20 protein-coding genes are annotated in these 23,344 nt (G+C 66.9%); 7 read left to right on the forward strand and 13 right to left on the reverse strand.

All coding sequences use genetic code 11. The features are described from left to right. Positions 1-113: 113 nt before the first annotated feature. The 4 genes from smc to AC2YG9_RS20935 all read right to left on the reverse strand — a co-directional run bounded on the left by smc (position 114) and on the right by AC2YG9_RS20935 (position 5,690). The gene (smc, locus tag AC2YG9_RS20920) at positions 114-3,557 is read right to left on the reverse strand and encodes a chromosome segregation protein SMC (protein WP_487299935.1); all 3,444 of its coding nucleotides are present in this window, start codon (positions 3,555-3,557) and stop codon (positions 114-116) included. A 132-nt stretch (positions 3,558-3,689) separates the two neighbouring features. After that, positions 3,690-4,325, reverse strand: a complete 636-nt coding sequence (locus tag AC2YG9_RS20925) for a DsbA family protein (protein ID WP_487299936.1) — start codon at positions 4,323-4,325, stop codon at positions 3,690-3,692. A gap of 105 nt (positions 4,326-4,430) precedes the next feature. Continuing rightward, positions 4,431-4,976, reverse strand: coding sequence for a DUF721 domain-containing protein (locus AC2YG9_RS20930; RefSeq protein ID WP_487299937.1), 546 nt, complete (start codon positions 4,974-4,976; stop codon positions 4,431-4,433). Between the two features lie 33 nt (positions 4,977-5,009). Beyond that, entirely contained in the window at positions 5,010-5,690 is a 681-nt protein-coding gene (locus AC2YG9_RS20935) for a YceI family protein (RefSeq protein ID WP_487299938.1), read from the reverse strand. A 102-nt stretch (positions 5,691-5,792) separates the two neighbouring features. On the opposite strand from AC2YG9_RS20935, the gene mutY reads away from it, so the two are divergent. Beyond that, positions 5,793-6,839, forward strand: coding sequence for an A/G-specific adenine glycosylase (gene mutY, locus AC2YG9_RS20940; protein ID WP_487299954.1), 1,047 nt, complete (start codon positions 5,793-5,795; stop codon positions 6,837-6,839). A gap of 147 nt (positions 6,840-6,986) precedes the next feature. Here the strand turns inward: mutY and AC2YG9_RS20945 are convergent, their stop codons facing one another. Next, entirely contained in the window at positions 6,987-8,066 is a 1,080-nt protein-coding gene (locus AC2YG9_RS20945; protein WP_487299939.1) for a DNA methyltransferase, read from the reverse strand. Between the two features lie 166 nt (positions 8,067-8,232). On the opposite strand from AC2YG9_RS20945, the gene AC2YG9_RS20950 reads away from it, so the two are divergent. Further along, on the forward strand, positions 8,233-9,399 hold the full coding sequence (locus AC2YG9_RS20950; protein WP_487299940.1) for an acyl-CoA dehydrogenase family protein: 1,167 nt from the start codon (positions 8,233-8,235) through the stop codon (positions 9,397-9,399). On the opposite strand, the gene rnhB is transcribed toward AC2YG9_RS20950, so the two are convergent. After that, a complete protein-coding gene (gene rnhB / locus AC2YG9_RS20955) occupies positions 9,396-10,031 on the reverse strand; it encodes a ribonuclease HII (RefSeq protein ID WP_487299941.1) in 636 nt (211 codons plus the stop codon). The genes AC2YG9_RS20950 and rnhB overlap by 4 nt on opposite strands. Then, the gene (locus AC2YG9_RS20960; protein ID WP_487299942.1) at positions 10,015-10,614 is read right to left on the reverse strand and encodes a DNA-3-methyladenine glycosylase I; all 600 of its coding nucleotides are present in this window, start codon (positions 10,612-10,614) and stop codon (positions 10,015-10,017) included. Before AC2YG9_RS20960 ends, rnhB begins: the two co-directional genes overlap by 17 nt. Before the next feature lie 99 nt (positions 10,615-10,713). Between AC2YG9_RS20960 and AC2YG9_RS20965 the strand changes: the two genes are divergently transcribed. Continuing rightward, positions 10,714-12,492 carry an alpha/beta hydrolase gene (locus AC2YG9_RS20965; protein ID WP_487299943.1) on the forward strand — a complete coding sequence of 593 codons (1,779 nt, stop codon included), beginning with the start codon at positions 10,714-10,716 and terminating at the stop codon, positions 12,490-12,492. On the opposite strand, the gene AC2YG9_RS20970 is transcribed toward AC2YG9_RS20965, so the two are convergent. Next, on the reverse strand, positions 12,489-13,175 hold the full coding sequence (locus tag AC2YG9_RS20970) for a TorF family putative porin (RefSeq protein WP_487299944.1): 687 nt from the start codon (positions 13,173-13,175) through the stop codon (positions 12,489-12,491). The genes AC2YG9_RS20965 and AC2YG9_RS20970 overlap by 4 nt on opposite strands. A gap of 55 nt (positions 13,176-13,230) precedes the next feature. Beyond that, complete coding sequence (locus tag AC2YG9_RS20975; protein WP_487299945.1) at positions 13,231-14,019, reverse strand: sulfite exporter TauE/SafE family protein; 789 nt, start codon at positions 14,017-14,019, stop codon at positions 13,231-13,233. 154 nt (positions 14,020-14,173) lie between these two features. Here AC2YG9_RS20975 and ispG point away from each other — a divergent pair, with 154 nt between their 5' ends. The 4 genes from ispG to AC2YG9_RS20995 all read left to right on the forward strand — a co-directional run bounded on the left by ispG (position 14,174) and on the right by AC2YG9_RS20995 (position 19,069). Then, positions 14,174-15,331, forward strand: coding sequence for a flavodoxin-dependent (E)-4-hydroxy-3-methylbut-2-enyl-diphosphate synthase (ispG, locus tag AC2YG9_RS20980; protein WP_487299946.1), 1,158 nt, complete (start codon positions 14,174-14,176; stop codon positions 15,329-15,331). A gap of 243 nt (positions 15,332-15,574) precedes the next feature. Then, on the forward strand, positions 15,575-16,048 hold the full coding sequence (locus tag AC2YG9_RS20985) for a hypothetical protein (protein WP_487299947.1): 474 nt from the start codon (positions 15,575-15,577) through the stop codon (positions 16,046-16,048). A 134-nt stretch (positions 16,049-16,182) separates the two neighbouring features. Continuing rightward, complete coding sequence (gene uvrC, locus AC2YG9_RS20990; RefSeq protein WP_487299948.1) at positions 16,183-18,102, forward strand: excinuclease ABC subunit UvrC; 1,920 nt, start codon at positions 16,183-16,185, stop codon at positions 18,100-18,102. 763 nt (positions 18,103-18,865) lie between these two features. After that, positions 18,866-19,069 (forward strand): hypothetical protein, encoded by a 204-nt coding sequence (locus AC2YG9_RS20995; RefSeq protein WP_487299949.1) that lies wholly within the window; start codon positions 18,866-18,868, stop codon positions 19,067-19,069. Here the strand turns inward: AC2YG9_RS20995 and AC2YG9_RS21000 are convergent. The 4 genes from AC2YG9_RS21000 to AC2YG9_RS21015 form a co-directional block, all read right to left on the reverse strand. Further along, a complete protein-coding gene (locus AC2YG9_RS21000) occupies positions 19,031-19,963 on the reverse strand; it encodes a hypothetical protein (RefSeq protein ID WP_487299950.1) in 933 nt (310 codons plus the stop codon). The two genes, AC2YG9_RS20995 and AC2YG9_RS21000, sit on opposite strands and share 39 nt — an antisense overlap. 319 nt (positions 19,964-20,282) lie before the next feature. Continuing rightward, positions 20,283-21,224, reverse strand: coding sequence for an HNH endonuclease (locus AC2YG9_RS21005; RefSeq protein WP_487299951.1), 942 nt, complete (start codon positions 21,222-21,224; stop codon positions 20,283-20,285). A gap of 46 nt (positions 21,225-21,270) precedes the next feature. Next, positions 21,271-22,206, reverse strand: a complete 936-nt coding sequence (locus tag AC2YG9_RS21010; protein ID WP_487299952.1) for an HNH endonuclease — start codon at positions 22,204-22,206, stop codon at positions 21,271-21,273. Between the two features lie 413 nt (positions 22,207-22,619). After that, entirely contained in the window at positions 22,620-23,231 is a 612-nt protein-coding gene (locus AC2YG9_RS21015) for a terminase small subunit (RefSeq protein WP_487299953.1), read from the reverse strand. Between the last annotated feature and the right edge of the window lie 113 nt (positions 23,232-23,344).

Below are 23,344 nucleotides of genomic sequence, written 5' to 3' on the forward strand. Positions count from 1 at the left end.
GGGACCCAGCTGGCAAGAGGCAGGACGTGCTGGCGCTGATCAGAACTGGACCCGGCTCCGTTGGCGGACACTGGGTCCCGACTTTCGTCGGGATGAGCGGGAAGGGTGGGGGCCTACTCCGCCGCGACCAGCGCCTCGGCTTGCAGCAGGTCCACACTCACGAGCTGCGAAATCCCGCGTTCGGGCATGGTGACGCCGAACAGGCGGTCCATCCGGCTCATCGTCACCGCGTTGTGGGTGATGGCGATGAAGCGGGTCTGGGTGCGCTGGCGCATCTCGTTGAGCATGTTGCAGTAGCGGTCGACGTTGGCGTCATCGAGCGGCGCATCGACTTCGTCCAGCACGCAGATCGGGGCCGGGTTGGCCAGGAAGACACCGAAGATCAGGGCCGAGGCGGTCAGGGCCTGCTCGCCACCGCTCATCAGGCTCATCGTGGAGAGGCGCTTGCCGGGCGGGCAGGCGTAGATTTCCAGGCCGGCCTCCAGCGGATCGTCGCTCTCGATCAGCCGAAGCTCGGCCTCGCCGCCGCCGAACAGGGCCTGGAAGAGGGTCTTGAAGTGGCCGTTGATGACCTCGAAGGCGGCCAGCAGGCGAGTGCGGCCCTCGGCGTTCAGCTCCTCGATGCCGGCGCGCAGCTTGCCGATGGCGCCGGTCAGGTCGGCCCGCTCGGTCTTCATGGTCTGCAGCCGGCCGGACTGTTCGCCGGCCTCTTCTTCGGCCCGCAGGTTGACCGCGCCGATGGCCTCGCGCTCGCGCTCGAGCTGGAAAAGGTGCGCCTCGATTCCCTCCGCGTCCTTGGGGACGGCGACGGCTTCCTCGGCGATGCGGCGGCCCAGTTCCTCGGGCTCCATCTTGGCGGCTTCGCGGATGTTGCCGGCGATTTCGCCGAAGCGGTCGCGGGCCGCGTCGAGCCGGGCGGTCAGGGTGGCGCGGGCCTCGCGGGCTTCACTGGCGGCGGCTTCGGCGGCGCGCAGGGCCCGTTCGGCGGCCGCGCGGTCGGTCTCGGCCTGGTCCAGCGCATCGCTGGCCTTGTCGCGGCGGGCCTCGGCAATGCCGAACTCGTCCATCAGCCTGGCGCGGCGTTCCTCGATCAGGTCGGGGGCGGCGGCGGCGGCGGCCATGGCGGCCTTGGTCTTCAGCCGGTCCTCGTCGAGGCTCTCGATGCGCCTGGCGGCGGCGCTGCTGCGGCGGGTCCAGTCCTCGAGGTCGCGGGTCAGGCTCTCCAGGCGGCGGGCCCGGCCGTCGCGTTCGCGGCGTTCGGCGTCGACGGCCGACCTGGCCTCGGCCGAGGCCTCGCGGGCGGCGGCGGCGCCCCGTCGGGCTTCCTCCAGCATCGGCGACAGGCTGTCGCCGCCGTCGCCGTCGATACCGGCCTCGGCGGTTTCGAATCCGGCCTGGGCCTCGACGCGTTCGGCCTCGAAGCGGGCGATGGTCTCGTCCAGTGACTGGGCGCGCGCGTCGCGGCGGGCAGCTTCCCGGTCCAGGCGTTCGACGGTGTCGCGCGTGGCGGCCAGGGTGCGTTCGATCTCGCGCGGCGCCGCGCGGACGGTCCCAAGGTTGGCCTCGGCGGCGCGGAAGGCGGCCTGCGTCTCCCTGGCCAGGACCACCGCCGCCTCGTGCAGGGGCGTCAGGCGCTCGATGTCGGCTTCGACTTCCGCCAGGCGGTTGCGTTGTTCCAGCCGGATGGCGGCCGGCTTGGGCGCCTCGGCCCGGGCGACGAAGCCGTCCCAGCGCCAGAGGTCGCCTTCCTTGCTGACCAGCCGGCAACCCGGCTCCAGCGAGGCCTGAAGTTTCGGCCCATCGGCGCGGGCGACCAGGGCCGTGAAGGCCAGACGGGTGGCCAGTTCCCTGGGCGCATCGACCAGCGGGGCCAGCGGTTCGGCGCCGGCCGGCCACGTCGGCGCCGCCATGTCGCGCGTGCCCCAGTAGGCGGCGGCGCGGGCGTCGAGCGCCGCTTCCAGATCTTCGCCCAGGGCGGCGGCCAGCGCGGCCTCGTAACCCTTGCCCGGCTTCACCGCGTCGAGCGCCGGGGCGTAGGAGCTCTTGGCCGGCCGCGCCGACAGCTGCGCCAGACCCCGGGCCTCGGTCTTCAGGCGGCCCAGCTGGTCCTCCAGCTTGCGCATCTCGTCGCGGGCCGCCTGTTCGGCGCGGGCGGCGTCGCCCCGGTCATTTTCGGCGGCCTCGACAGCGGCGCGGGCCTCGGCCAGCTGGCCTTCGGCCTCGGCCAGTCTGGCTTTGGCGGCCTGAACTTCCGGATCGTTGGCCGGAGCGATGGCGGCGCGTTCCGACTTGGCCTGGTCCAGCGCCCGCACCGTGCGGTTCAGGCGCGAGCGGGCGTCGTCGAGCCGGGCTTCGGCGGCCCGGCGACGGGCCTCGTCGGCGGCGACGCTGGCGGCCAGCCGCTCGACCTCGCCGTCAGCCTTGGCGCGCGCTTCCTCGGCGGCCTTGGCGGCGGCTTCCAGCTCCGGCATCCGCGACGGGGCGGCGGCGATCTGCGCCTCGACCGCCGCGATGTCTTCGGCCAGCCGTTCTAGGGCCGAGGCGGCGTCCTCGACGATATGGGCCTCGCGGGCGTTGTCGGCGTCGATCCGGGCGATCTCGGCGGACAGGCGGGCGACCTCGGCCTGTGCGCCCTCGGCCTCGCGCTCGACGCGGTCGCGTTCGATGGCCAGGCGACCCAGGATGGCGGCGGCCACCGTCGCCTCTTCGCGCAGCGGCTTGATCGCCTCGTCGGCGGCCACGGCGGCGGTGTTGGCGGTGGCGGCCTCGCGGGCGGTGGTTTCGACCAGGGCGCCGGCCGTCTGGGTCTCGGCCTCGACCCGCTGCAGGGTGTCGCGCGCCTCGGTCCAGCGGCTGTAGAGCACCGCCGATTGCAGCGCCCGGATCTCGGCCGACAGCCGCTTGTACTTCTCCGCCGCCCGCGCCTCGCGCTTCAGCCGCCCCAGATTGCTGTCCAGCTCGCGGATGATGTCGTCGAGCCGGTTGAGGTTGGTCTCCGCCGCCTTCAGTCGCAGCTCCGCCTCATGGCGCCGGGTGTGCAGGCCCGAGACGCCTCCCGCTTCTTCCAGGATGCGGCGACGGTTCTGCGGCTTGGCCGCGATCAGCTCGCTGATCTGGCCCTGGCGGACCAGGGCCGGGCTGTTGGCCCCGGTCGAGGCGTCGGCGAACAGCAGCTGCACGTCGCGGGCCCGCACCTCGCGGCCGTTGATGCGATAGGTCGAGCCCTCGCCGCGATCGATGCGGCGGACGACCTCGATGACTGGATGCTGGTTGAAGGCGGCCGGGGCGGTCAGGTCGCTGTTGTCGATGGTCAGGGCGACTTCGGCATGGCTGCGCTGGGGCCGGGCGCCTGCCCCATTGAAGATCACGTCGTCCATGCCGCCGGCCCGCATGGCCTTGGCGGAATTGGCGCCCATCACCCAGCGCAGGGCTTCCAGCAGGTTGGACTTGCCGCAGCCGTTGGGTCCGACCACGCCCGTGAGTCCGGGTTCGATCCGAAACTCTGTCGGTTCGACGAAGGACTTGAAGCCCGTAAGGCGGAGCTTCTGGAACTGCACGGTCGGACCCTAGACCCTTCCAGATTTTGACGAAGTCAAAATCTGACGAGAAGGGTCTAGTCTCAAGAGTTGAGAGCATGCCCGGGCGCCCGAACCGCTCACACTTCGGCCTGGCATGCTCTCGGGACTCCCTTACTTGCCGCCGGCGGCGGCGTAGGCCTTGTCGATCTCGGCCAGGGGCAGTTCGCTTTCGAACTTCTGGTCACCGATGAAGAAGGTCGGGGTGGCGCCGACTTCCTTGGCCTTGGGTTCGCTCATCCGCTTGTCGAGGGCGAGCAGGGCCTTGTCGTCGTTCAGGCAGGCGGCGACAGCGTCCTTGCTCAGGCCGGCCTGGGCGCCGACGTTGAACAGCACCTCGCGGGCCGCGCCCTGGGCGCTGAACGCTTCCTGCTGGCTGTGGAACAGGGCGTCGATGACGCTGAAGTACTTGTCCTTGCCGGCGCAGCGGCCGAGCAGGTCGCCGGCGGCGGTGTAGCTGTCCTGCGGCCCCAGCTTGAAGGGCCGGAAGGTGTAGTGGATCTTGCCGGTGTCGATGTACTTCTTCTTGAACTCCGGGAAGACGTCCTTGGCCCAGTTGGCGCAGTGGACGCAGCTCAGCGAGCCGTACTCGATCATCTTCACCTTGGCGTTGGGATCGCCCAGGCTCATGTCGCCATCGACGGAGCCGCCGGCCCCCTTGTTGCAGCCGACGAGCGCGACGCTCGCGCCGGCGGTGAGGGTGACGGCGATGGCGGCGCCGATGGCGGCGCGGCGGTTGAACAGACCCATGGGCTCTCGAAGCTCCCCGAAATGCAGTTGATCAGTAGAACGCGATTCTGCAGACCGTACGAAGGCGGCAATAGGAAGGCGCGATGCGGCGCCGGGACGCAGGAGTCAACGCTCGCGCAGCACTTCGCGGCCGAGACGCAACAGCGCAGCCTTCAGCGGACCCTCCGGCGCCTCGGAAAGACCCTTTGCGAGTTCGGCTTCCGTGGCGGCGTCCAGGGGGCCCTTGGGGCGTTTGCGGGCCTGCTGTTTGACACCCGGCGCCGGCTTCACCGGCCCCTGGACGATGCGCAGTTTCGATACCGAGGGATCGCCCAGCATCATGCTGACGCGGGAAAGGATGTCGGGGGCCTGGTGCTGCACGATGGCGGCGGCCGGACCGGCGACGCGGATTTCCAGGATCGAGGGCTGGCCGGCCCGGCCCTTGACCACCCGCACCGGCTCGGTGTGGCGGGCGAGGGTCTCGCCGACGATCTCGCGCCAGCGGGCGGCAAGGCCGGCGCTGCCCTTGCCGAACCGCTCGTCGAGCGCCTTAAGCATCGGCGCCAGCGACCGCCCGGCCGGCGGCGGCGGGCGCCGCTGCGGCTTGGTCCGCCGCCGCGAGAGGATCTGCAGGGCTTCGTCGGCGGTGGGCAGGGGGCGGCGGGGCGGCATGGGTCCACCATACCGTCCGGAGGGTCCGACCGGCTAGGGGGCCGGCGGCGTTCCCGTCGGCTTGCCTTGGGACCACTCTGTCTCGATGGCGACCTGGACCTCGTCGCTGACGCCCAGCTTCGTCCCCGGGGCCGGAACGCCGTAGGCGATTCCGAAGTCCGAGCGCTTGAAGCTTGTCGTGGCGGAGAACCCCACCCGGGCGCCGTCATAGGCGTTGGGCTTCCAGCCGCCGTTGAACTTCGCTTTCAACACGACGGGTTTGGTCACCCCCTTGAGGGTGAAGTCGCCGGTGATGTCGGCGGTATCGGGGCCGGTGCGGGTGACCTTTGTCGACTTGAAGGTGATCTTCGGATGCTTGCCGCCGTCCAGCCAGTCCGGACCGGTCAGGGTCTTGTCGAAGCCGGGGATCGATCGGATAGGGGTCTGCAAGGAGGCGACGTCGATGTCCACCGTGACCGATGAGGCCTCAGGGTTCGCGGGGTCGAGGGTCAGCGCGCCGGTGAAGTCGCGGAACTGGGCGGTGAAGTTCGACATGCCGATATGGTCGACCCGGAAGACGATGGTCGAGTGATCCAGATCGATCTTGTAGGTCCCGGACAGGATGTCGGGCGCCGCGGCGGCCGCCTCGGTCTTCGGCGCCTCGGCTGGCCTGGCGGCCGACTGGCCCGCGGCCAGCAGGATCAGGACGGGCAGGGCGGTGAGCAGACGGCGCATATCGGATACCTCTTGGGTTCGGTCTTCGGCACTGAGGACGGCCGGCGCAAGACGGTTCCGACAGCCGGCCTCGTATTTTCTTCGCGCCGTGCTACCTCGCCCCTGGTGAACACCGCCGATCTCCGCGCCCGTCTGCTGGTCTGGTACGACGACAACGCCCGCGACCTCGCCTGGCGCGTCGGCCCGCGCGACCATGCGGCCGGCGTGAAGGCCGACCCCTACCGCGTCTGGCTGTCGGAAGTGATGCTGCAGCAGACCACCGTGCCGCATGCGACGCCGTACTTCCTGAGCTTCACCCGCCGCTGGCCGACCGTGACCGACCTGGCCGATGTCGAGGACGGCGACCTGATGGCCGCCTGGGCGGGCCTTGGCTACTACGCCCGTGCCCGCAACCTGCTGGCCTGCGCCCGCGCCGTGGCCCGCGACCACGGCGGCGTCTTTCCCGATACGGAAGAGGGTCTGCGCGCCCTGCCGGGCGTCGGCGCCTACACGGCCGCCGCGGTGGCCGCCATCGCCTTCGACCGCGCCGCCAACGTCGTCGATGGCAACGTCGAGCGGGTCATGAGCCGTCTGTTCGCTGTCGAGGACCCGTTGCCCGACAGCAAACCGCGCCTGAAGGACCTCGCCGGCGGTCTCGTCGACGCCCACCGGCCGGGTGACTGGGCCCAGGCGCTGATGGATCTGGGCGCCACCATCTGCAAACCGAAGTCGCCGCTTTGCGACCGCTGCCCGGTGTCGATGCACTGCGCCGCCTTCGCGCGCGGCGACCAGGACAGCTTCCCCCGCAAGACGAAGAAGGCCGCCCGACCGCGCCGGTTCGGCATCGCCTATGTCCTGACCCGGGGCGAGGAGGTTGCCCTGGTCCGCCGCCCCGACAAGGGCCTGCTCGGGGGCATGCTCGGCCTGCCGACCAGCGACTGGACAGGCGCGATGCCGACCGACCTGCAGGGCGCGCCCGCTTCAGCCGCCTGGCGCGAGGCCGGGGAGATCGAGCACGTCTTCACCCATTTCTCGCTGACCCTGAAGGTGCTTCGGGCAGCGGGCGATGCGCCGGGCATGGTGTGGAGCGATCGCGAAGGGCTTGCCGCCCTGCCCAGCGTGTTTCTGAAGGCCGCGCGCCAGGCGCTTGCAGCTGGAACCCTCATCTAAACCTCCGTCATCCCGGGCGCCCGCAGGGCGACCCGGGACCCAGGAGGGCCGTGCTGGCTGTTGGCGGCGGCGACGCCTGTGACTGCCGCCCCTGGGTCCCGGCTCTCCGCGCTGCGCGCTCCGGCCGGGATGACGAACTTTGAGGGCTTAGGCCGCCATCCCCGCCCGCACCTTGCTGCGCAGCACGTCGATGGGGGCCAGGCCCGCGTCGGTCTTGAAGCGCCAGTAGGTCCAGCCGTTGCAGGCCGGGGCGTTCTCCATCATCGCGCCCATCTTGTGGATCGAGCCGGTCAGGTCACCGACCGCCAGGCTGCCGTCGGCCCGCACCCGCGCGGCTTTGAGCCCCTTGGGACACCACAGCTCGTCGCCGGGCTGCAGCAGGCCGGCCTCGACCAACTGGCCGAACGGCACGCGCGGCTCGGACCGCTTGGAGCCCATGACTTCAAGGTCCTGCGGCGCCACCGGCTGCACCTTGGCGATGCGTTCCTTGGCGACGGCGATGTACTCGGCCTCGCGCTCGATGCCGATGAACTTGCGGCCGAGCCGCTTGGCGGCGGCCCCGGTCGAGCCCGAGCCGAAGAAGGGGTCGAGCACGATGTCGCCGGGCTTGGTGGTGGCCAGCAGGACGCGGTGCAGCAACGCTTCGGGCTTCTGGGTCGGGTGGGCCTTTGTGCCGTCCGACTTCTTGACCCGCTCGTCGCCGGTGCACAGGGGGATGGTCCAGTCGGACCGCATCTGGGTGTCGTCGTTGAACACCTTCAGGGCGTCGTAGTTGAAGGTGTAGCGCTTGCCGCCCTTGCTCTTGGAAGCCCAGATCAGGGTCTCATGGGCATTGGTGAACCGCGTGCCCTTGAAGTTCGGCATCGGGTTGGACTTGCGCCAGACCACGTCGTTGAGGATCCAGAACCCCAGGTCCTGCAGCGCCACCCCGACGCGGAAGATGTTGTGATAGCTGCCGATCACCCACAGGGCGCCGTCGTCCTTGAGGACGCGCTGGCACTCCTTCATCCATTCGCGGGTGAACTTGTCGTAGGCGGCGAAGCTCTCGAACTGGTCCCAGTGGTCGTCGACGGCGTCGACCTTGGAATTGTCGGGCCGCAGCAGGTCGCCGCCGAGCTGGAGGTTATAGGGCGGGTCGGCGAAGACCAGATCGACGGAGCGGTCGGGCAGGGCCCGCAGCTGCTCGATGCAGTCGCCGTGAAGGATGGTCTCGGACCCGAACGCCATTGGTAACCCCTGAAAATGAGTCCGATCATTCTCGGGGAGTCGTGGTGAAGGCCGGGTTACGGGACGTGGTTAGCGAAACCTTACTTCGCTCGCCTCTCGACTTCCGTGCGGGGAAAGCGTGGATGCTGCTGCAAGCACCTCCGCAGAGAGGCCTCCGGGAGAAACCATGCCTGCCCTCGACCATCTCTACCAATCGCGCCTCAGCCCCTTCTACCAGGACCACCACCGCGCCTGGGGCGACACCCTGCGCAAATGGGTCGAGAAGGAGATCATGCCCTTCGCCGACCAGTGGGACGAGGCCGGCGAATTCCCCCGCGAGCTCTACAGGAAGGCCTCGGAGCTCGGCCTGCTGCGCCTTGGCTGGCCCGAGGAATACGGCGGCATCCCGACCGACCCCTTCATGTCCATCGTCACCTCGACCGAGATGGCCCGCCACGGGGCCGGCGGCATCAACGCCAGCCTGATGAGCCACGGCATCGGCCTGCCGCCGATCCGCAACCTCGGGACCCAGGAGATGAAGGACCGCATCATTCCGCAGGTCCTGTCGGGGGAGAAGATCAGCGCCCTGGCCATCACCGAACCGACCGGCGGCTCGGACGTCGCCAACCTCAAGACCACGGCCCGGCGCGAGGGCGACGAGTACGTCGTCAACGGCTCCAAGATGTTCATCACCTCGGGCATGCGGGCCGACTACTACACCGTCGCCGTACGCACCGGCGGGGAGGGGGCCGGCGGCGTCTCGCTCCTGCTGATCGAACGCGACCGCGAAGGCTTCACCCGCACCCCGCTGAAGAAGCAGGGCTGGTGGGCGTCGGACACCGCCGCGCTGTTCTTCGACGAGGTCCGCGTGCCGGTCGAGAACCTGATCGGGGCCGAGAACCAGGGCTTCGCCGGCATCATGAACAACTTCAACAGCGAGCGGATTGGCATGACCGCCGGCGCCATCGGCTTCTCCAAGGTCTGCCTGGAGGACGCCCTGGCCTGGGCCCAGGAGCGCAAGACCTTCGGCAAGCGTCTCGCCGATCACCAGGTCATCCGCCACAAGCTGGCCGACATGTACAAGCGCATCAACGCCACCCAGTCCTGGCTGGAAACCCTGGCCTGGCGAGTACAGCAGGGCGAGAAGCCCATCGCCGAGATCGCCCTGCTCAAGGTCCAGGCCACCGAGACCATGGAATACTGCGCCCGCGAGGCCATGCAGGTCATGGGCGGCAACGGCTACATGCGCGGTGGCCGGGTGGAGCGGATCTACCGGGAGGTGCGGGTCTACGCGATCGGCGGCGGGTCGGAGGAGATCATGCGCGACCTCGCGGCCCGGCAGATGGGGATCTAGAACGGCAACTCCGGAACCAGCGGCGGCAGGCCGCACACTTCCCGCACCGCGCCCCAGCTCAGCCGATGCTGGGGACACGGCCCCAGCTCCCGCAACGCCGCGAAATGGCTCTTGGCGCTATAGCCCTTGTGGCTGGCGAACCCGTACCCCGGGTGCTCGGCGTCCAGCGCCACCATCACCCGGTCGCGCGCCACCTTGGCCAGGATCGAGGCCGCGGCGATCGACGCGCTGATCCCGTCGCCGCCGACAACCGTCTTCACCTCGCATGGCAGCTTGAACCGATAGTTGCCGTCGACCAGTGCAAAGACCGGCTTCACCGACAGCGCCTCGATGGCCCGGCACATGGCCAGGCCGGCGGCGTGCAGGATGTTCAGTTGCGCGATCTCCTCGACCGACGCGAACCCCACCCCGAACGCCACCGCCTTCAGCTTGATCTCGAACTCCAGCTCTTCCCGCTGGCGATGGTTCAACTTCTTGCTGTCGTTCAGCCCCTTGGGCAGCCGCTTGCCGGGATCGAAGATCACCGCCCCGGCGCTGACCGGCCCGGCCAGCGGCCCGCGCCCGGCCTCGTCCACCCCGCAGACCGGGGCGGGGCAGGCGCGTTCCAGCAGAAGGTCAGGCTTTCGGGCCATGGGCGAGGTGTCGGCACTCTTCGTGGCGGAAACAGGACGTCTGGTGGTCGTTGACCATCCCGACCGCCTGCATGAAGGCATAGACGATCACCGGGCCGGTAAACTTGAAGCCCTTCTGTTTCAAGGCCTTGGCCATGGCCTCGGCCTGCGGCGTCTTGACCGGCGCCTCCCTGAACGAGGTCCACTGGTTCTGCACCGGCGCCCCATCGACGAAGTCCCACAGGAAGGCGCTGAAGTCCTCGCCCCGCTCGCGCATGTCCAGCCACAGCCGCGCGCCGTTGATGGCCATGTCGATCTTGGCGTTGGAGCGCACAATCCCCGCATCGGCCATCAGCCGGGCCCGGTCCGCCTCGCCGTAGCGGGCCACCTTCTCCGGATCGAAACCGTCGAAGGCCAGGCGAAAGGCCTCGCGCTTCTTGAGGATGGTGATCCACGACAGCCCGGCCTGGAACCCGTCCAGCACCAGCTTCTCCCACAGCGCCCGGGCGTCCCACTCGGGCACACCCCATTCGGTGTCGTGGTAGTCGATGTAGATCTGGTCCTTCACGCCGGGCCAGGGGCAGCGAATCAAGCCGTCGGTCATGTCGATGTTCCTAGCATGTTCTGCCTGAGCGCACCCCGCATCTGGGGATGACCTGCGGGGCTGTCGTTGATTATTCTCCGCTCCAGGAGGCGGGGGACCATGAAAAGACTGATCGCACTGTTCGGGGCCCTGGCCGTGCTGGTCGCCCCGATGGCCGCCGCCGCCGCCAGTCTGCCCGGTGTCATGGCCGCCGCCGAGAAGGGCGACGCCGGGACCCTGTTGCGCGACTGGAAGGACCCGTCGGTCACCGGGCCGCTGGAGGCCATCGGTCCGGACGCCGTGGTCGACTACTACACGGCGGTCGGCAAGGCCTTCGGCCGTTTGGGCAAACGCAAGGCCGCCGCCCTGGCCTACCTCGAAGCCATCGATGTGGCGGGGGCGGCGCGGGGCCGGCGCCACGCCTCGCTGATCGAGCTCCACCGCTTGCTGGCCGCCGCCCAGTTCGCCGACGGTCAGTACGCCGACGCCGTCTGGAACGTCGAGGAAGCCTCCTCCATCGCCACCGGCGCGCTCGGCCCCAAGGATCCGCTGGTCGCCGCCCTCGACAAGACCGCCGTCGACTATGCCAGGGCGGCGACCGCCAGGGGCGTCGATCTCGGCGGCGATGGCGACATCCCGCCGCCCCCTCCGCCGCCACCTCCTCCGCCGCCGCCGCCCCCTCCGGGATCGCCCCCGACCGGCGCGCCGCCACCGAGCCCGCCCCCTTCAGCAGCCAGACCAGAGGATGACCGCAAGCCCTTCCAGAAGGTCACCATCTACTACGCCACCGAGCGCCGCCCGACCGGCTCGGCCCTGCCGGCCAGCTTCTACGGCGGCAAGCGCGGGCCGATGGTCTACGGCAAGGCGGTGGTCAGCGTGCCCAGCCGCCGGCAGGTGGGTGAAATCCCGACACCGTCGGTCTTCACCCTGACCCTGCGGGCCGACCCGGAAAAGCACTTCATCCTGACCAGCGTGGCCCCGATCAGCACCCGTGATGGCTTCCTGGGCGAGGTCGCCGGCGCCGTCGGCCGCTCCCGGGAGAAGGAGGTCTTCGTCTTCGTCCACGGCTTCAACTCCAGCTTCGAGAGCGGCGCCCTGCGCACGGCCCAGCTGGCCGCCGACCTGAAGTTCGACGGGGCGCCGATCCTCTACAGCTGGCCCTCGCGCGGCGATGTCTTCGGCTATGCCGACGACTCCAGGGAGGCCGACAGCGACCGCCAGGCCGAGGCCCTGGCCGCCTTCCTGCAGGATGTGGCGACCAGGACCGGGGCCGAGCGCATCACCCTGATCGCCCATTCGATGGGCAACCGCCCGCTGCTCAACGCCCTGCAGAAGATCGGCCCGCCGGCCTATGGCGCTTCGCCCCTGTTCGACGAGGTCGTGCTGGCCGCGCCCGACGTCGGCGTCGACGCCTTCGACAAGGCCTGGCCGCGGGTGCGCCAGACCGGCGCGCGCTTCACCCTCTACGCCTCCAGCCGCGACAAGGCGCTGATGTTCTCGGCCCAGATCAACGGCATGCGGCGCGTCGGCGACGCCCGCCAGCTGGTTCTCGTCGATGGCCTGGAAAGCATCGACACCACCGCCGCCAGCAACGGCCTGATCGGCCATGACGACTTCGCCGGCACCGCGCTGGATGACTTCCGGGCCGTGGTCTGGCTCAGCCTCGCCCCCGACCGGCGCTGTGTGCTGCAGCAGGGCCAGGGCGAGAAACGCTGGTGGGCCTTCGGCGGCGCCTGCCCGGTCACCGACTTCCGCGCCGCCACCCTGGCCGCCCGCACGGCCGGCGGGGCCGGGGCTGCCATCGCCCAGGTTGATCAGGAACTGCCGCGCGTCACCGGCCCGGCCCGCGACGCCATGGGCCGCATGCGCCAGATGCTCAGCGGCTTCGTCGATCGCTAGAAGGCGAGGGTGGCCGAGGCGAACAGGCGGCCGTCATAGTTGACGCCCCGCTCGTGGCTGTCGGTGTCGTACCAGCGCAGGTCCAGCGCCAGCTTGTCGGTGGCCTTCCAGGTCACCCCGGCGTTCCAGGCGCGGTAGTCGGCCCCGCCGTCCTGCTCCCGCAGGCCATAGGCGGCCGAAACCCGCCAGTCCTTGGCCAGCTTGCGGCTGACCTGACCCTCAACCCACCAGGCCGCTTCGGTGGCGCCGTAGTTGTCCGGGCTGTACTCGACCCGCAGGCGCAGGTCGGTCCCCGCCACAGGCATGGCCGCGTCGGCCCGCAGCTCCAGCCACTCGCTCTGCACCCCGTCCCGGGTGCCGGGCATGGTCTTGGCCATGGCCCGCAGGTCGAACTTGACCTCGCCGGCCGTCAGCCTGGCGCCGACATAGGCATGCAGCTCGGAGTCCCCGCCCTGCGGGGTGTCGGCGTTGGAGCCCCAGACCCCGGCGTAGACCGGCTTGAAGTCATACCGCGCGTCGACCTGGAAGACCGGGTCGCCCGCGCTCTTGCCCGTTCCCTTGGACATGTACTCGCTGGCCAGCGTTGCCTGGACCGCCCACGGATTGTCCGCCGCCCGGGCGGCGCCGGGCAGGGCGGCGAGCAGCAGCAGCGCGGCAGCGCAGAATGTCGGGGTCCTGATCATCCGGGGGCGGATAAACCGAATTCACGAAGGATTTGTGACAAACCGTCCGTGGGCGTCAGATCACCCTGAACAGTTTCAGGCCTTGATAGAGGCAGAGCGTCAGGACGACGAAGCCGACGATCCAGGTGAAGGTCCGCACCGGGACGATCTTGACCACCCAGCCGGCCAGCGGCGCCGCCGCCACGCCGCCGACCACCAGCCCGGCGACCGCCGAGGCATGGCTGACCAGATCGTCGGCGTCCTTCCAGTTGCCGGTAACCAGGGCGAAGACGAAGGTCGCCGAGATGGCCACGGTGACGAAGAACTCGGCGGTGTTGACCGTGCCGATGCTGTAGCGGGGCGAGGTGCCGGTGCCGACCAGGGCGCTCGTAACCGTCGGGCCCCAGCCGCCGCCGCCGACCGCGTCGCAGAAGCCGCCCACCAGGCCCAGCGGAGCCAGCAGCTTGGGCGAGGTCGACTTGCTGCTCGGACCCTTCCAGGCCCGCCACAGGATGATCACGCCCATGATCCCCAGGTAGGCGACGACGAACGGCTTGATGAGGGCGCCGTCGATCGAGGTCAGCACGAAGGCGCCGACCACCCCGCCGATGACCCCGGCGATGGCCAGGGGCACGAACATCTTCCAGTCGACGTTCTTGTGGCTGACGTGAGAGACGGCCGAGGTGGCGGTGGTGAAGACCTCCGCCGCGTGCACGCTGGCGGACGCGGTGGCCGGCGGCACGCCGAAGGCCAACAGTACGGTCGAGGAGACCACCCCATAGGCCATGCCCAGCGCGCCATCGACGAGTTGCGCGCCGAAGCCCACCGCGACGAACAGCAGGAAGGTCAGGACAAGTTCGTTCAAGGGAAGGGCCTCGCGAAGTGTTGTTCGGACCTAGCCGGTTAAAGCCTACGAACTGAATGGGAATAAATCTAACGCCCCCGATAGACCCTCTCTTGAGGCCCTGCACACGCTCTTCGCTTGGGGAACGCGCGTCGAGGGCTTAAGTTACGGGCCAATGGCCCAAGACCACACCCTCGTCCGCCCCTGGCGTCACATTGCGCGCCGCAAGTCCCGCCAGATCATGGTCGGCAATGTGCCGGTCGGCGGCGACGCGCCGATCGCCGTGCAGTCGATGACCAACACCCTGACGGCTGACGCCGAGGCCACCATCGGCCAGATCCGCCAGCTGGAAGAGGCCGGGGCCGACATCGTCCGGGTCAGCTGCCCCGATGTCGAATCGACCGCCGCCCTGCCGGAGATCGTGCGCGCCTCGAAGGTCCCGATCGTCGCCGACATCCACTTCCACTACAAGCGCGGCATCGAGGCCGCCAAGGCCGGCGCCGCCTGCCTGCGCATCAACCCGGGCAACATCGGCAGCCCCGACCGCGTCCGCGAAGTCATCCAGGCCGCCCGCGACCACGGCTGTTCCATGCGCATCGGCGTCAACGCCGGCTCGCTGGAGCGCGACCTGCTTGAAAAGTACGGCGAGCCCTGCCCCGACGCCATGGTCGAGAGCGCGCTGAGCCACGCCCGCATCCTCCAGGACCACGACTTCCACGACTTCAAGATTTCGGTGAAGGCGTCCGACATCTTCATGACCGTCGCGGCCTACCAGCAGCTCTCCGAAGCCATCGACTGCCCGCTGCATCTGGGCATCACCGAGGCCGGCGCCCTGCGCACCGGCACCGTCAAATCCTCCATCGGCATCGGCAACCTGCTGTGGGCCGGCATCGGCGACACCATCCGCGTCAGCCTCGCCGCCGACCCGGTCGAGGAGATCAAGGTCGGCTTCGACATCCTGAAATCGATGGGTCTGCGCCACCGCGGCGTCAACATCATCGCCTGCCCCAGCTGCGCCCGGCAGGGCTTCAACGTCATCAAGACGGTGGAGACCCTGGAGGAACGCCTGGCCCACATCTCCACCCCCCTGTCGCTCAGCATCATCGGCTGCGTGGTCAACGGCCCGGGCGAGGCGCTGATGACCGATCTGGGCTTCACCGGCGGCGGGGCCGGCCACGGCATGGTCTACATGGCCGGCAAGCCCGACCACAAACAGTCCAACGAGACCATGGTCGACCACATCGTCGAACTGGTCGAGCAAAAGGCCGCCGAGCTCGAGGCGGCCCGGGCCGCCGAGGAGAAGGCGGCGGCCGACCTTCAGGCGGCGGAATAATCCGAAACGACTAAGAGTCCCCGGTCCTTGACCCATTTTGAGCAAGCGATCGCTTTCTGGGTCCGCCGAGTCGGCTAGACTACATAGCGGTTCGACGACGGCGGGTCTGGGGGCAGTCCCCGCCATCTGAAATCCGCACATTCAGTCGCATTCAGGCGTATAGTTCGGACGCATAGTGCCGCGTTCGTCCATTTCAACCCAATTCCGGGCGTCTTCCGAGCCGTCCACCGGGGGGTTTCGACCATGCGGTCGCGAGACGAGCTACGTAAGACCCAGGCCCGCGCGGTGGCGCGGATCAGTGGCGACTATACCCTGCGCACCATGATCGCCGTGGCCGCCCAGCTGGACCACGACTACAGCCTGGCCGTCGTCTACATGGCCATCCTGCAGGCCAACATGGGCCCACTGACCGAGGACGCCGCCCTGTCGGCCCGCTTCGCCGGCGTCGACACCATCGTGCCGGAAGACCTGCGCCGGCCGATCAGCGTCCACGCCCTGGCCGGCTCTCTGCACATGCCCTACGAGACCACCCGCCGCTGTGTCGGCCGCCTGATCGACAAGGGCTTCGTCAAGCGCGTCAGCCGCAGCGGCATCCTCACCTGCGCCGACAAACAGGCCGAACCCGGCCAGAAGCGCATGGTCGAGCAGAACTACCAGGACGCCCTGCGCATGATCGGCCAGCTCCGCCGCAACGGCATCGAGCTGGACGGCGCCTAGGCTCCCCCTCAGGGGGAGCTCCCCGCCAAGCGGGGTGAGGGGGTCAACGAACACGCAGCCGTTCCGACACTGCTGCCATCCGATGGCATGAGCCCCCCGCGCCAACGCCAGGGACTCGTCCTATATGACTCCCCGTGAGCGATACCCCTGACACCCCGACCGACAACAACCTGCCCCCTGAAGAAGGGATTGGCACCGAGGCCGCGTCTCTGCGCGCCGCCGCCCTGATCAAGTTTCACGCCGACCGCCTGCCCGACGCCCCCGGCGTCTACCGCATGTACGGCGAGGACGGCGAATGCCTCTACGTCGGCAAGGCCCGCTCCCTGAAAAAGCGCGTCATCCAGTACGCCCAGGGCCGCTTCCACACCAACCGCATCGCCACCATGGTCGATCTCACCCGCAGCATGGAGTTCGCCTCCACCCGTACCGAGACCGACGCCCTGCTGCTCGAGATCAACCTGATCAAGCAGCTGAAACCCCGCTTCAACGTCCTGCTGCGCGACGACAAGTCCTTCCCCGAGATCGTCATCCGCCGCGACCACCCCGCCCCCCAGCTGCGCAAGCACCGCGGCGCCCACACGATTCGGGGCGACTACTTCGGCCCCTTCGCCAGCGCCGGCGCCGTCAACCGCACCCTCAACACCCTGCAGAAGGCCTTCCTCCTCCGCTCCTGCAGCGACAGCGTCTACGACAGCCGCACCCGCCCCTGCATGCTGCACCAGATCCGCCGCTGCGCCGCCCCCTGCACCGGCCTGATCGCCACCGACGACTACGCCCACCTGGTCGAAGAGGCCGAGGCCTTCCTGCGCGGCAAGTCCCGCGCCGTCATGGCCCGCATGTCCGAGCAGATGCAGGCCGCCTCCGACGACATGGAGTTCGAACTCGCCGCCCGCCTGCGCGACCGCATCCGCGCCCTGGCCTCCGTCGCCCAGGAAACCACCGTCAACCCCGAGACCGTCGACGAGGCCGACGTCTTCGCCCTCCACGCCGAGGGCGGCCAGGCCTGCATGCAGGCCTTCTTCTTCCGCGCCGGCCAGAACTGGGGCAACCGCGCCTACTTCCCCCGCATCGACAAGTCCGACACCGACGCCGAGATCATGGGCGCCTTCATCGGCCAGTTCTACGACGACAAGCCCATCCCCAAGCTGATCCTCGTCTCCCACACCCCCTTCGAGATCGAACTGCTCGAAGAGGCCTTCAGCATGAAGGGCGGCCGCAAGGTCGAGATCGCCCAGCCCCGGCGCGGCGAAAAGCGCGGCCTGGTCGACGAGGCCCTGACCAACGCCCGCGAGGCCCTGGGCCGCCGCATGGCCGAAGGCAGCGCCCAGGCCAAGCTCCTCAACGGCGTCGCCGAGGCCTTCAAGCTCGACGGCCCGCCCGAACGCATCGAGGTCTACGACAACAGCCACATCATGGGCACGAACGCCGTCGGCGGCATGATCGTCGCCGGCCCCGAGGGCTTCCAGAAGAACCAGTACCGCAAGTTCAACATCAAGGGCGCGGACCTCACCCCCGGCGACGACTTCGGCATGATGAAGGAGGTCCTGCGCCGCCGCTTCTCCCGCCTGGTCAAGGAGGAGGAGGCCGGCGGCGACCTCACCGCGCCCCGTCCCGACCTGGTCCTGCTAGACGGCGGCGCCGGCCAGCTCAGCGTCGCCCTGGAGATCATGGCCGACCTCGGCGTCGACGACATCCCCGTCGTCGGCGTCGCCAAGGGCCCCGACCGCGACGCCGGCCTGGAGCGCTTCTTCCTCCCCGGCGCCGCCGCCCCCTTCATGCTCGAACCCCGCAGCCCGATCCTCTACTACCTCCAGCGCCTCCGCGACGAAGCCCACCGCTTCGCCATCGGCACGCACCGGGCGAAGCGGTCGAAGGAGATGGTCAAGAACCCGCTCGACGAGATCGACGGCGTCGGCCCGGGGCGGAAGAAGGCGCTGTTGCATGCGTTCGGCAGCGCCCGGGGGGTGAGCCGGGCGAGCGCCGAGGACCTGGCGAAGGTGGAGGGGGTGAGCGCGCAGCTGGCGCAGCGGGTGTTTGATTTCTTCAGGAAGTGAGGGATTTCTTACGCTGAAGGGGACGGCACGGCCCCGTGCCCAGATGATGACGCGTGCAGAATGGCTGAATTTATGATCACCACGAAGAACTGAGACCAGGCTAGAATTGACCAAACAATCAAGGGATGTCTTTCAGCCAAAGAATATCTTCGGCGCAGCAAATAAATAAAAAAGCAGATTATAAATACCCCAATTATCAGCACTCCGATTAACGTGGAAAGCGATATTTTCTGAAAATCGTTCGACTGTTGGATGTCTGCCGCATAGAGAGCCAGCAAGTTAAATATTGAAATAGAAAATATAAAATGTGTCTCTTTCCGAAATTGGAAACATCTTGATACGGCATCGTACCGAGCATCATGAGTCGCCAATTCCTGGATAAATGGTCTTGGGTCCGACGCCATCTCTGCTCGAAGCGCGCGTTCATCAAGAACCGGAGACAGCTCCAAAAGCTTGTCGATTATGTGCAACACCGTTGGCACTAAAGATATGGCGATCGTCGGAAGGGACAGCATGTCTAAAACGTGTCCAGAAAAGTTTCCGCCTTCCTGCTTTCCTTATTTCCATGAAAGCTATCCCCCATCTGCTGGGTTGAGTCGTAGAACGTCAATGTAGTCATCACCCGGATGCCAACTGGCGGCTGCACTCCCGAGGTGCCGATGGTCGACTCAATCTTCTTCAACGAGTCTCCGCGGACGATTCCTAGAAATCGAATATAGTTTGAAGTTCCGTTTACTGATACTTTTCCGCATTGAGACCGAACATGGATTTCAGCCTCGTGGAGGGCTTGGCCGCGACGATTGCCTACCTTTGCGACGTGTTCGGCTGCCTGATCTGCTCCTCCCTTGCAGGGGTTTGGCGAGATGGTTGCGTCGAGCGCAACGCCATGATCTTGGCTCGTGGAATGTTGCTGCTTCTGCATCGTAAATCACTGTTCGAACGATTGATCGCTGGCTCCGAGATTTGATTGCCAATCCTCGTCGTCAACTTGCTGATTTCCACCTCCGCCACCTGACAGAGAAAGAAAGGGGCCTAACGCTGTAAAGACATGTCGAATTCGTTCCGAAAACTGGTTGATCGTTTCACTCAAATCCTCGGCTCGCACCGAGAAGTCAGAATCCACCTTTATTACCCCATCCGCAGTCTCAAGCTTTACGCTCGCCACCTCCGAGAAGGGGTTCTTCGAATTGGACGGATCGGAATTTGCCGAAAATGGAAGATCCTCAAAATAGTTTGATAATTCTGTAGCCCAATAATCCTTTCGACCATCAACGGTCGTTATAGTCCGGCGAAATTTGGCAACAACACGACCGCTAAGAACGACAACATCATCGTCGCTATCATCTATGGGAATGAATCGATCAACACCAAACGAACTGGAGCGTGTTGACACATTGATTATAGAAAAATTGTTGAATGACTTCATTTGAAGTGGATTCATCAGGGCGTTCGTAATGCCGGATAAGGAATCGTTTTTCTTACTTATGTATTGTTGGCAAAAGCTAGGAAAATCGACGTGAGGCATTAAAAGTGAATTGGAATCTGGCAGAAAGTCTTCTAGACCGTTTAGAATAGTTTGCGCCATGCTAATAAAGGAGCTAGCTATTACGAGCCCTACATATCCTTCTATTTCACCAATTTCCTCAATCAGGTTAACGCATTGGATCTGAAGTGCCGACTGAGTTTTGCTCCAAGCTGTTGGTGCGAAATCGACGCTTACTTTTTCCTCCCAAGTGTATTTATTGTCGCGAATGCGTGGTGAGTTTCCTTGGGGAATCCATTCATCGAGAAATTGGGATAAATAACGCCTGTCGGTGCGCGCCAGCAAAACTACAACGCCTCTTATTGCTGGGCTATACATTCGGCATTTTCCCCCTCACGCCGAGACTGGTCTGTCGACGGTTCCTCAGTTCATCGAACCCCGTTTATGCCAGGTTGTAAAGAGTCTCCCGAATGCGCTTAGGGCGTGAGGCATTCTGCGTCGAGGCTGCGGTTCCAAGTAGGTCCGCCATGGCCGTTAGCGCTCCACGATATGCGCGGGACTATCGCTGAAGGCGAACAAGCATTAGGCTCGGACCCGAACCAAGCATAGCTCCCCCAAGCAAGTCTGCCGACCGTCTTTCGGAAGGGCTGACCTGCACGATCAAGGTACGCTGATATTCGGTGACAGCGGACTTTATTCATGCGCCGGGGTTTGCCCACCGGTTCGAATGATGCCAATCAAGAGCCTCGGGCGAGGGCAAGAATGTCAGATCGTCCGGTCGCCTCAGTTCGCGCCCATGCAGGGCGTAGTACTCCTTGCCATTCTCATAGTCCTCCCGCAGTCGGGGGCTGACCTCGAACCGATGGTCGTGGCTCACCGTCACGTAGCCAAGATCAAATAGACGATGCACGTCGGTCCGTAGGAGCAGTCCATTTCCCGGCGTGTGATCGCCACCCGCGTTCCAGGGTCGGATATGGGCCGCATCCAGGATGGGGAGCGTCCGTTCTCCGGTCACCGCGCATCGGCGGCCGAAGCTATCCAAAACCGCGATCCTGAATGACCCTTGGCCGAGGCGCGGTAGCGACAACTGCGGCTTCCCCGTGCGCTCCCGCAATCCCGGCGCCATCGCATCGACCGATTGCGCATCGAGCGCCCCCCAGGGAAGCCGTTCCTCCAGCGCCCGGCTAAGGTAAATCGCTTCTGCGGATTCGAGCGCATAGGACTTGCCCGATACGGTGTTGACCGGGAAGCTTGGCGGAGCGGGAAACCAGGCGTCGCGGTCGAAGAAGAACGGGCTTTGAAGAAGGCGACACCCGATGATTGGATCGCGGCGCATCCGCGCTTCCGCCGACTGATATCTGCCGATCCGGGCACGCATTGAGTCCAGGGACTCGACGCCGTTGCGCTCACCGAAGGTTTGCCAAGCTAAGGAGAGAGGCAACAAAGTGTCGTGGGCGAATACTCCGCCTCCGACGATTGCGTGCCCATACCGCGCCTTGAGCTTGAACAGGAACAGTGCACCGGGTTGCACTACCTTGAGGCTGGCCCCGCCGGGCGACCAGAAGTTGACCTCATCGAAGGCCCGCCCGCTCAGAAGTTCATACCAATTGAAATCAGTGACCCCGACATAGAGCCGCATCTTCATCCCCCGTCGGTCCCACCAGACGTCTAAACTGGCTTCCGTCTCATGCCGCCATGAACCGATCGCGATGCCGCTCCACATAGGTGCGGTGCGGCCACAGGCGCGGGTCCTGAGGCAAATGGATTCGATCCATCTGGCGCTCGAACAGCACACGAAGTTCGGCCGGCACCTTGTTGTGAGATACGAGCAGGCGATACTCGTCGGTCAGAGAGATCAGATGGCGGTCGAAGAGCCAATGGACGGTTCCCGATAGGGCCAAACCATTTTGGACCACATCTGGACCCCCGTCGCCGACGCTCCAGATATGGGCCGCCTGCACCTCTGATCTGCCGCCTCCGTTGATTATCCGCAGGCCCGTGACCGCACAGCGGTCTCCATAGGCCTCACAGACCTGGTGACGGAAGTTTGCGTCCCGGATCTTGCGGTTGACCAGCATCTGTTCGATGCGGCGTACCTGATCTTCGCCGGGCGTGGCATCGAACTCAAACGGTGCGCCATCATCGGTGACACCAGGCATTGGTACATCGCCCAAGCCCAACCGCAATGCATTCTGCGGCGACAGCGTTTCAGCAAGACCTGCGGCGACGATGGCGGCGAAGTCGGCGTCGCTCAATGGTCGCATCGCCTTGCCCTGAAGTGCCGCTCCGACGCGACTGGCCTCCGCGATGCCGCGAAGCGGCGTCTCCCAGTATCCAGCGTCTCGTCTCGCAAAAGGTACCGGCCGGTCGAAGGGTAGGTAGTCCCGGATGACAGCGTAGGCGTGGTTCAACCTGCTACGATCGGGCTCGATCGCCAAAACCCGCGCGACAGCGATGTAGGCGCGTCTGCCGCCGTTCCGTTGTGGTTCTCGGTAGACGATCCAGTCATCCACCGCAGCCTGCGCTGCCGACAGGTAATTGGATTGAGTTGGAAAATGGTACCGCTCGACGATTGCGTCGTCATAGCCGGAGTTCGGCTTGGTATCGAAGATTGCCTTCAATGTGGCCCCCGCGCGAACAGATGAGGGACTCTAACCATAAAGTTGAAACTGTCGAGCGGTCCCCATCAGGCTGAGTCTCTGGATGTCGACATCCCCAGCGCCGCCTCTCTCCCTCAACCCATCTGTTTCTCGGCCGCATTCCAACGTCCCCCCCTCACACCGGACAACTCGCCACCTCCGGCTGCAGCATCGCCAGCACCCGGCCAAAGCCGACGGACTGCCCCGCCACAGCTCCAGGAACGCCGCGTCGGTGAACAGCCGCCGCATGGCCGCCACGTCGTCGTCGCCGATGTTGTGGTGGTCCACGGCCATCTCCCGGCGAAGGGGATGGCCACCCGCTCCCGCGTCGAGACGCCCTCCCCATCCGGGTCGTCGTCGCCGCGCGCCGCCTCATTCCTCTCCAAGCGTCCCCGTCACAGCCCCTGCTCCTCCCGCCTGCGCTTCAACCACCGCAGGAACACCTTCTCGTCCAGCCGCGCCACCGCGTCCTGGCCCATCCGCACGCCCTCCAGATGGCCCTCCAGCCGCAGGTTGGCAGCGCGCAGCAGCCGGGCCAGGGCCAGGGACTTGTCGGCCAGTTTCAGGCGGGTGAGGCGGGTGACGGCGCCGTCGGGGGCTATCTTCTCGAGGACGGTGACCTCGCGCACGGCGGCGGTGCGGCTGCGCTCCAGCCGGGCTAGGTCGACCTCCAGGGCGCCGTCCGGCCGCACGATGGCGAAGTCGAGGATGTTGCCGGCGGCCACCGCCTTCAGCTCGGCCAGGGCCCAGGCGCCGGTCACCTTGTCGGCCGGGACGTAGGCGTCCGGGTCGGGGCTAGGGGCCGGGGCGGGCGGCGGCGCCAGCAGGGCCTGGACGCGGGGATCACGCATCAGCCGGTAGGCGGCCCAGCGGGCGGACCGCTGGCTGTAGCCGGCCCGGCGCGCCGCCGGCGTGGCCTGGCCGTCGCGCCGCAATTCCTGCACGAAACGGAGCTGTTGCGGGCTCAGCGCGCGCGGCTGGGGCGAGGGTGCGTCTGTCGCGGTCATGGCGGCTCCGGAGGGGCGAAGAGGGGAGGGGGCCGGCTTATCGAAGCGGCCAGACCATTATCCCACGCCGCCCTGGCGCCAGCGAAAAACCAGCCCCGCCAAGGCCCCGGGCA

The organism is Caulobacter sp. SRI_014 (genome assembly GCF_057586315.1).

Bases quoted from the DNA above. Each gene is read 5' to 3' on its own strand.
- AC2YG9_RS20925 (WP_487299936.1), bottom strand. From the start codon at position 4,325: ATGGGTCTGTTCAACCGCCGCGCCGCCATCGGCGCCGCCATCGCCGTC.
- AC2YG9_RS20930 (WP_487299937.1), bottom strand. From the start codon at position 4,976: ATGCCGCCCCGCCGCCCCCTGCCCACCGCCGACGAAGCCCTGCAGATC.
- AC2YG9_RS20935 (WP_487299938.1), bottom strand. From the start codon at position 5,690: ATGCGCCGTCTGCTCACCGCCCTGCCCGTCCTGATCCTGCTGGCCGCG.
- AC2YG9_RS20945 (WP_487299939.1), bottom strand. From the start codon at position 8,066: ATGGCGTTCGGGTCCGAGACCATCCTTCACGGCGACTGCATCGAGCAG.
- AC2YG9_RS20950 (WP_487299940.1), top strand. From the start codon at position 8,233: ATGCCTGCCCTCGACCATCTCTACCAATCGCGCCTCAGCCCCTTCTAC.
- rnhB (WP_487299941.1), bottom strand. From the start codon at position 10,031: ATGGCCCGAAAGCCTGACCTTCTGCTGGAACGCGCCTGCCCCGCCCCG.
- AC2YG9_RS20960 (WP_487299942.1), bottom strand. From the start codon at position 10,614: ATGACCGACGGCTTGATTCGCTGCCCCTGGCCCGGCGTGAAGGACCAG.
- AC2YG9_RS20965 (WP_487299943.1), top strand. From the start codon at position 10,714: ATGAAAAGACTGATCGCACTGTTCGGGGCCCTGGCCGTGCTGGTCGCC.
- AC2YG9_RS20970 (WP_487299944.1), bottom strand. From the start codon at position 13,175: ATGATCAGGACCCCGACATTCTGCGCTGCCGCGCTGCTGCTGCTCGCC.
- ispG (WP_487299946.1), top strand. From the start codon at position 14,174: ATGGCCCAAGACCACACCCTCGTCCGCCCCTGGCGTCACATTGCGCGC.
- AC2YG9_RS20985 (WP_487299947.1), top strand. From the start codon at position 15,575: ATGCGGTCGCGAGACGAGCTACGTAAGACCCAGGCCCGCGCGGTGGCG.
- AC2YG9_RS20995 (WP_487299949.1), top strand. From the start codon at position 18,866: ATGGATTTCAGCCTCGTGGAGGGCTTGGCCGCGACGATTGCCTACCTT.
- AC2YG9_RS21000 (WP_487299950.1), bottom strand. From the start codon at position 19,963: ATGTATAGCCCAGCAATAAGAGGCGTTGTAGTTTTGCTGGCGCGCACC.
- AC2YG9_RS21005 (WP_487299951.1), bottom strand. From the start codon at position 21,224: ATGCGGCTCTATGTCGGGGTCACTGATTTCAATTGGTATGAACTTCTG.
- AC2YG9_RS21015 (WP_487299953.1), bottom strand. From the start codon at position 23,231: ATGACCGCGACAGACGCACCCTCGCCCCAGCCGCGCGCGCTGAGCCCG.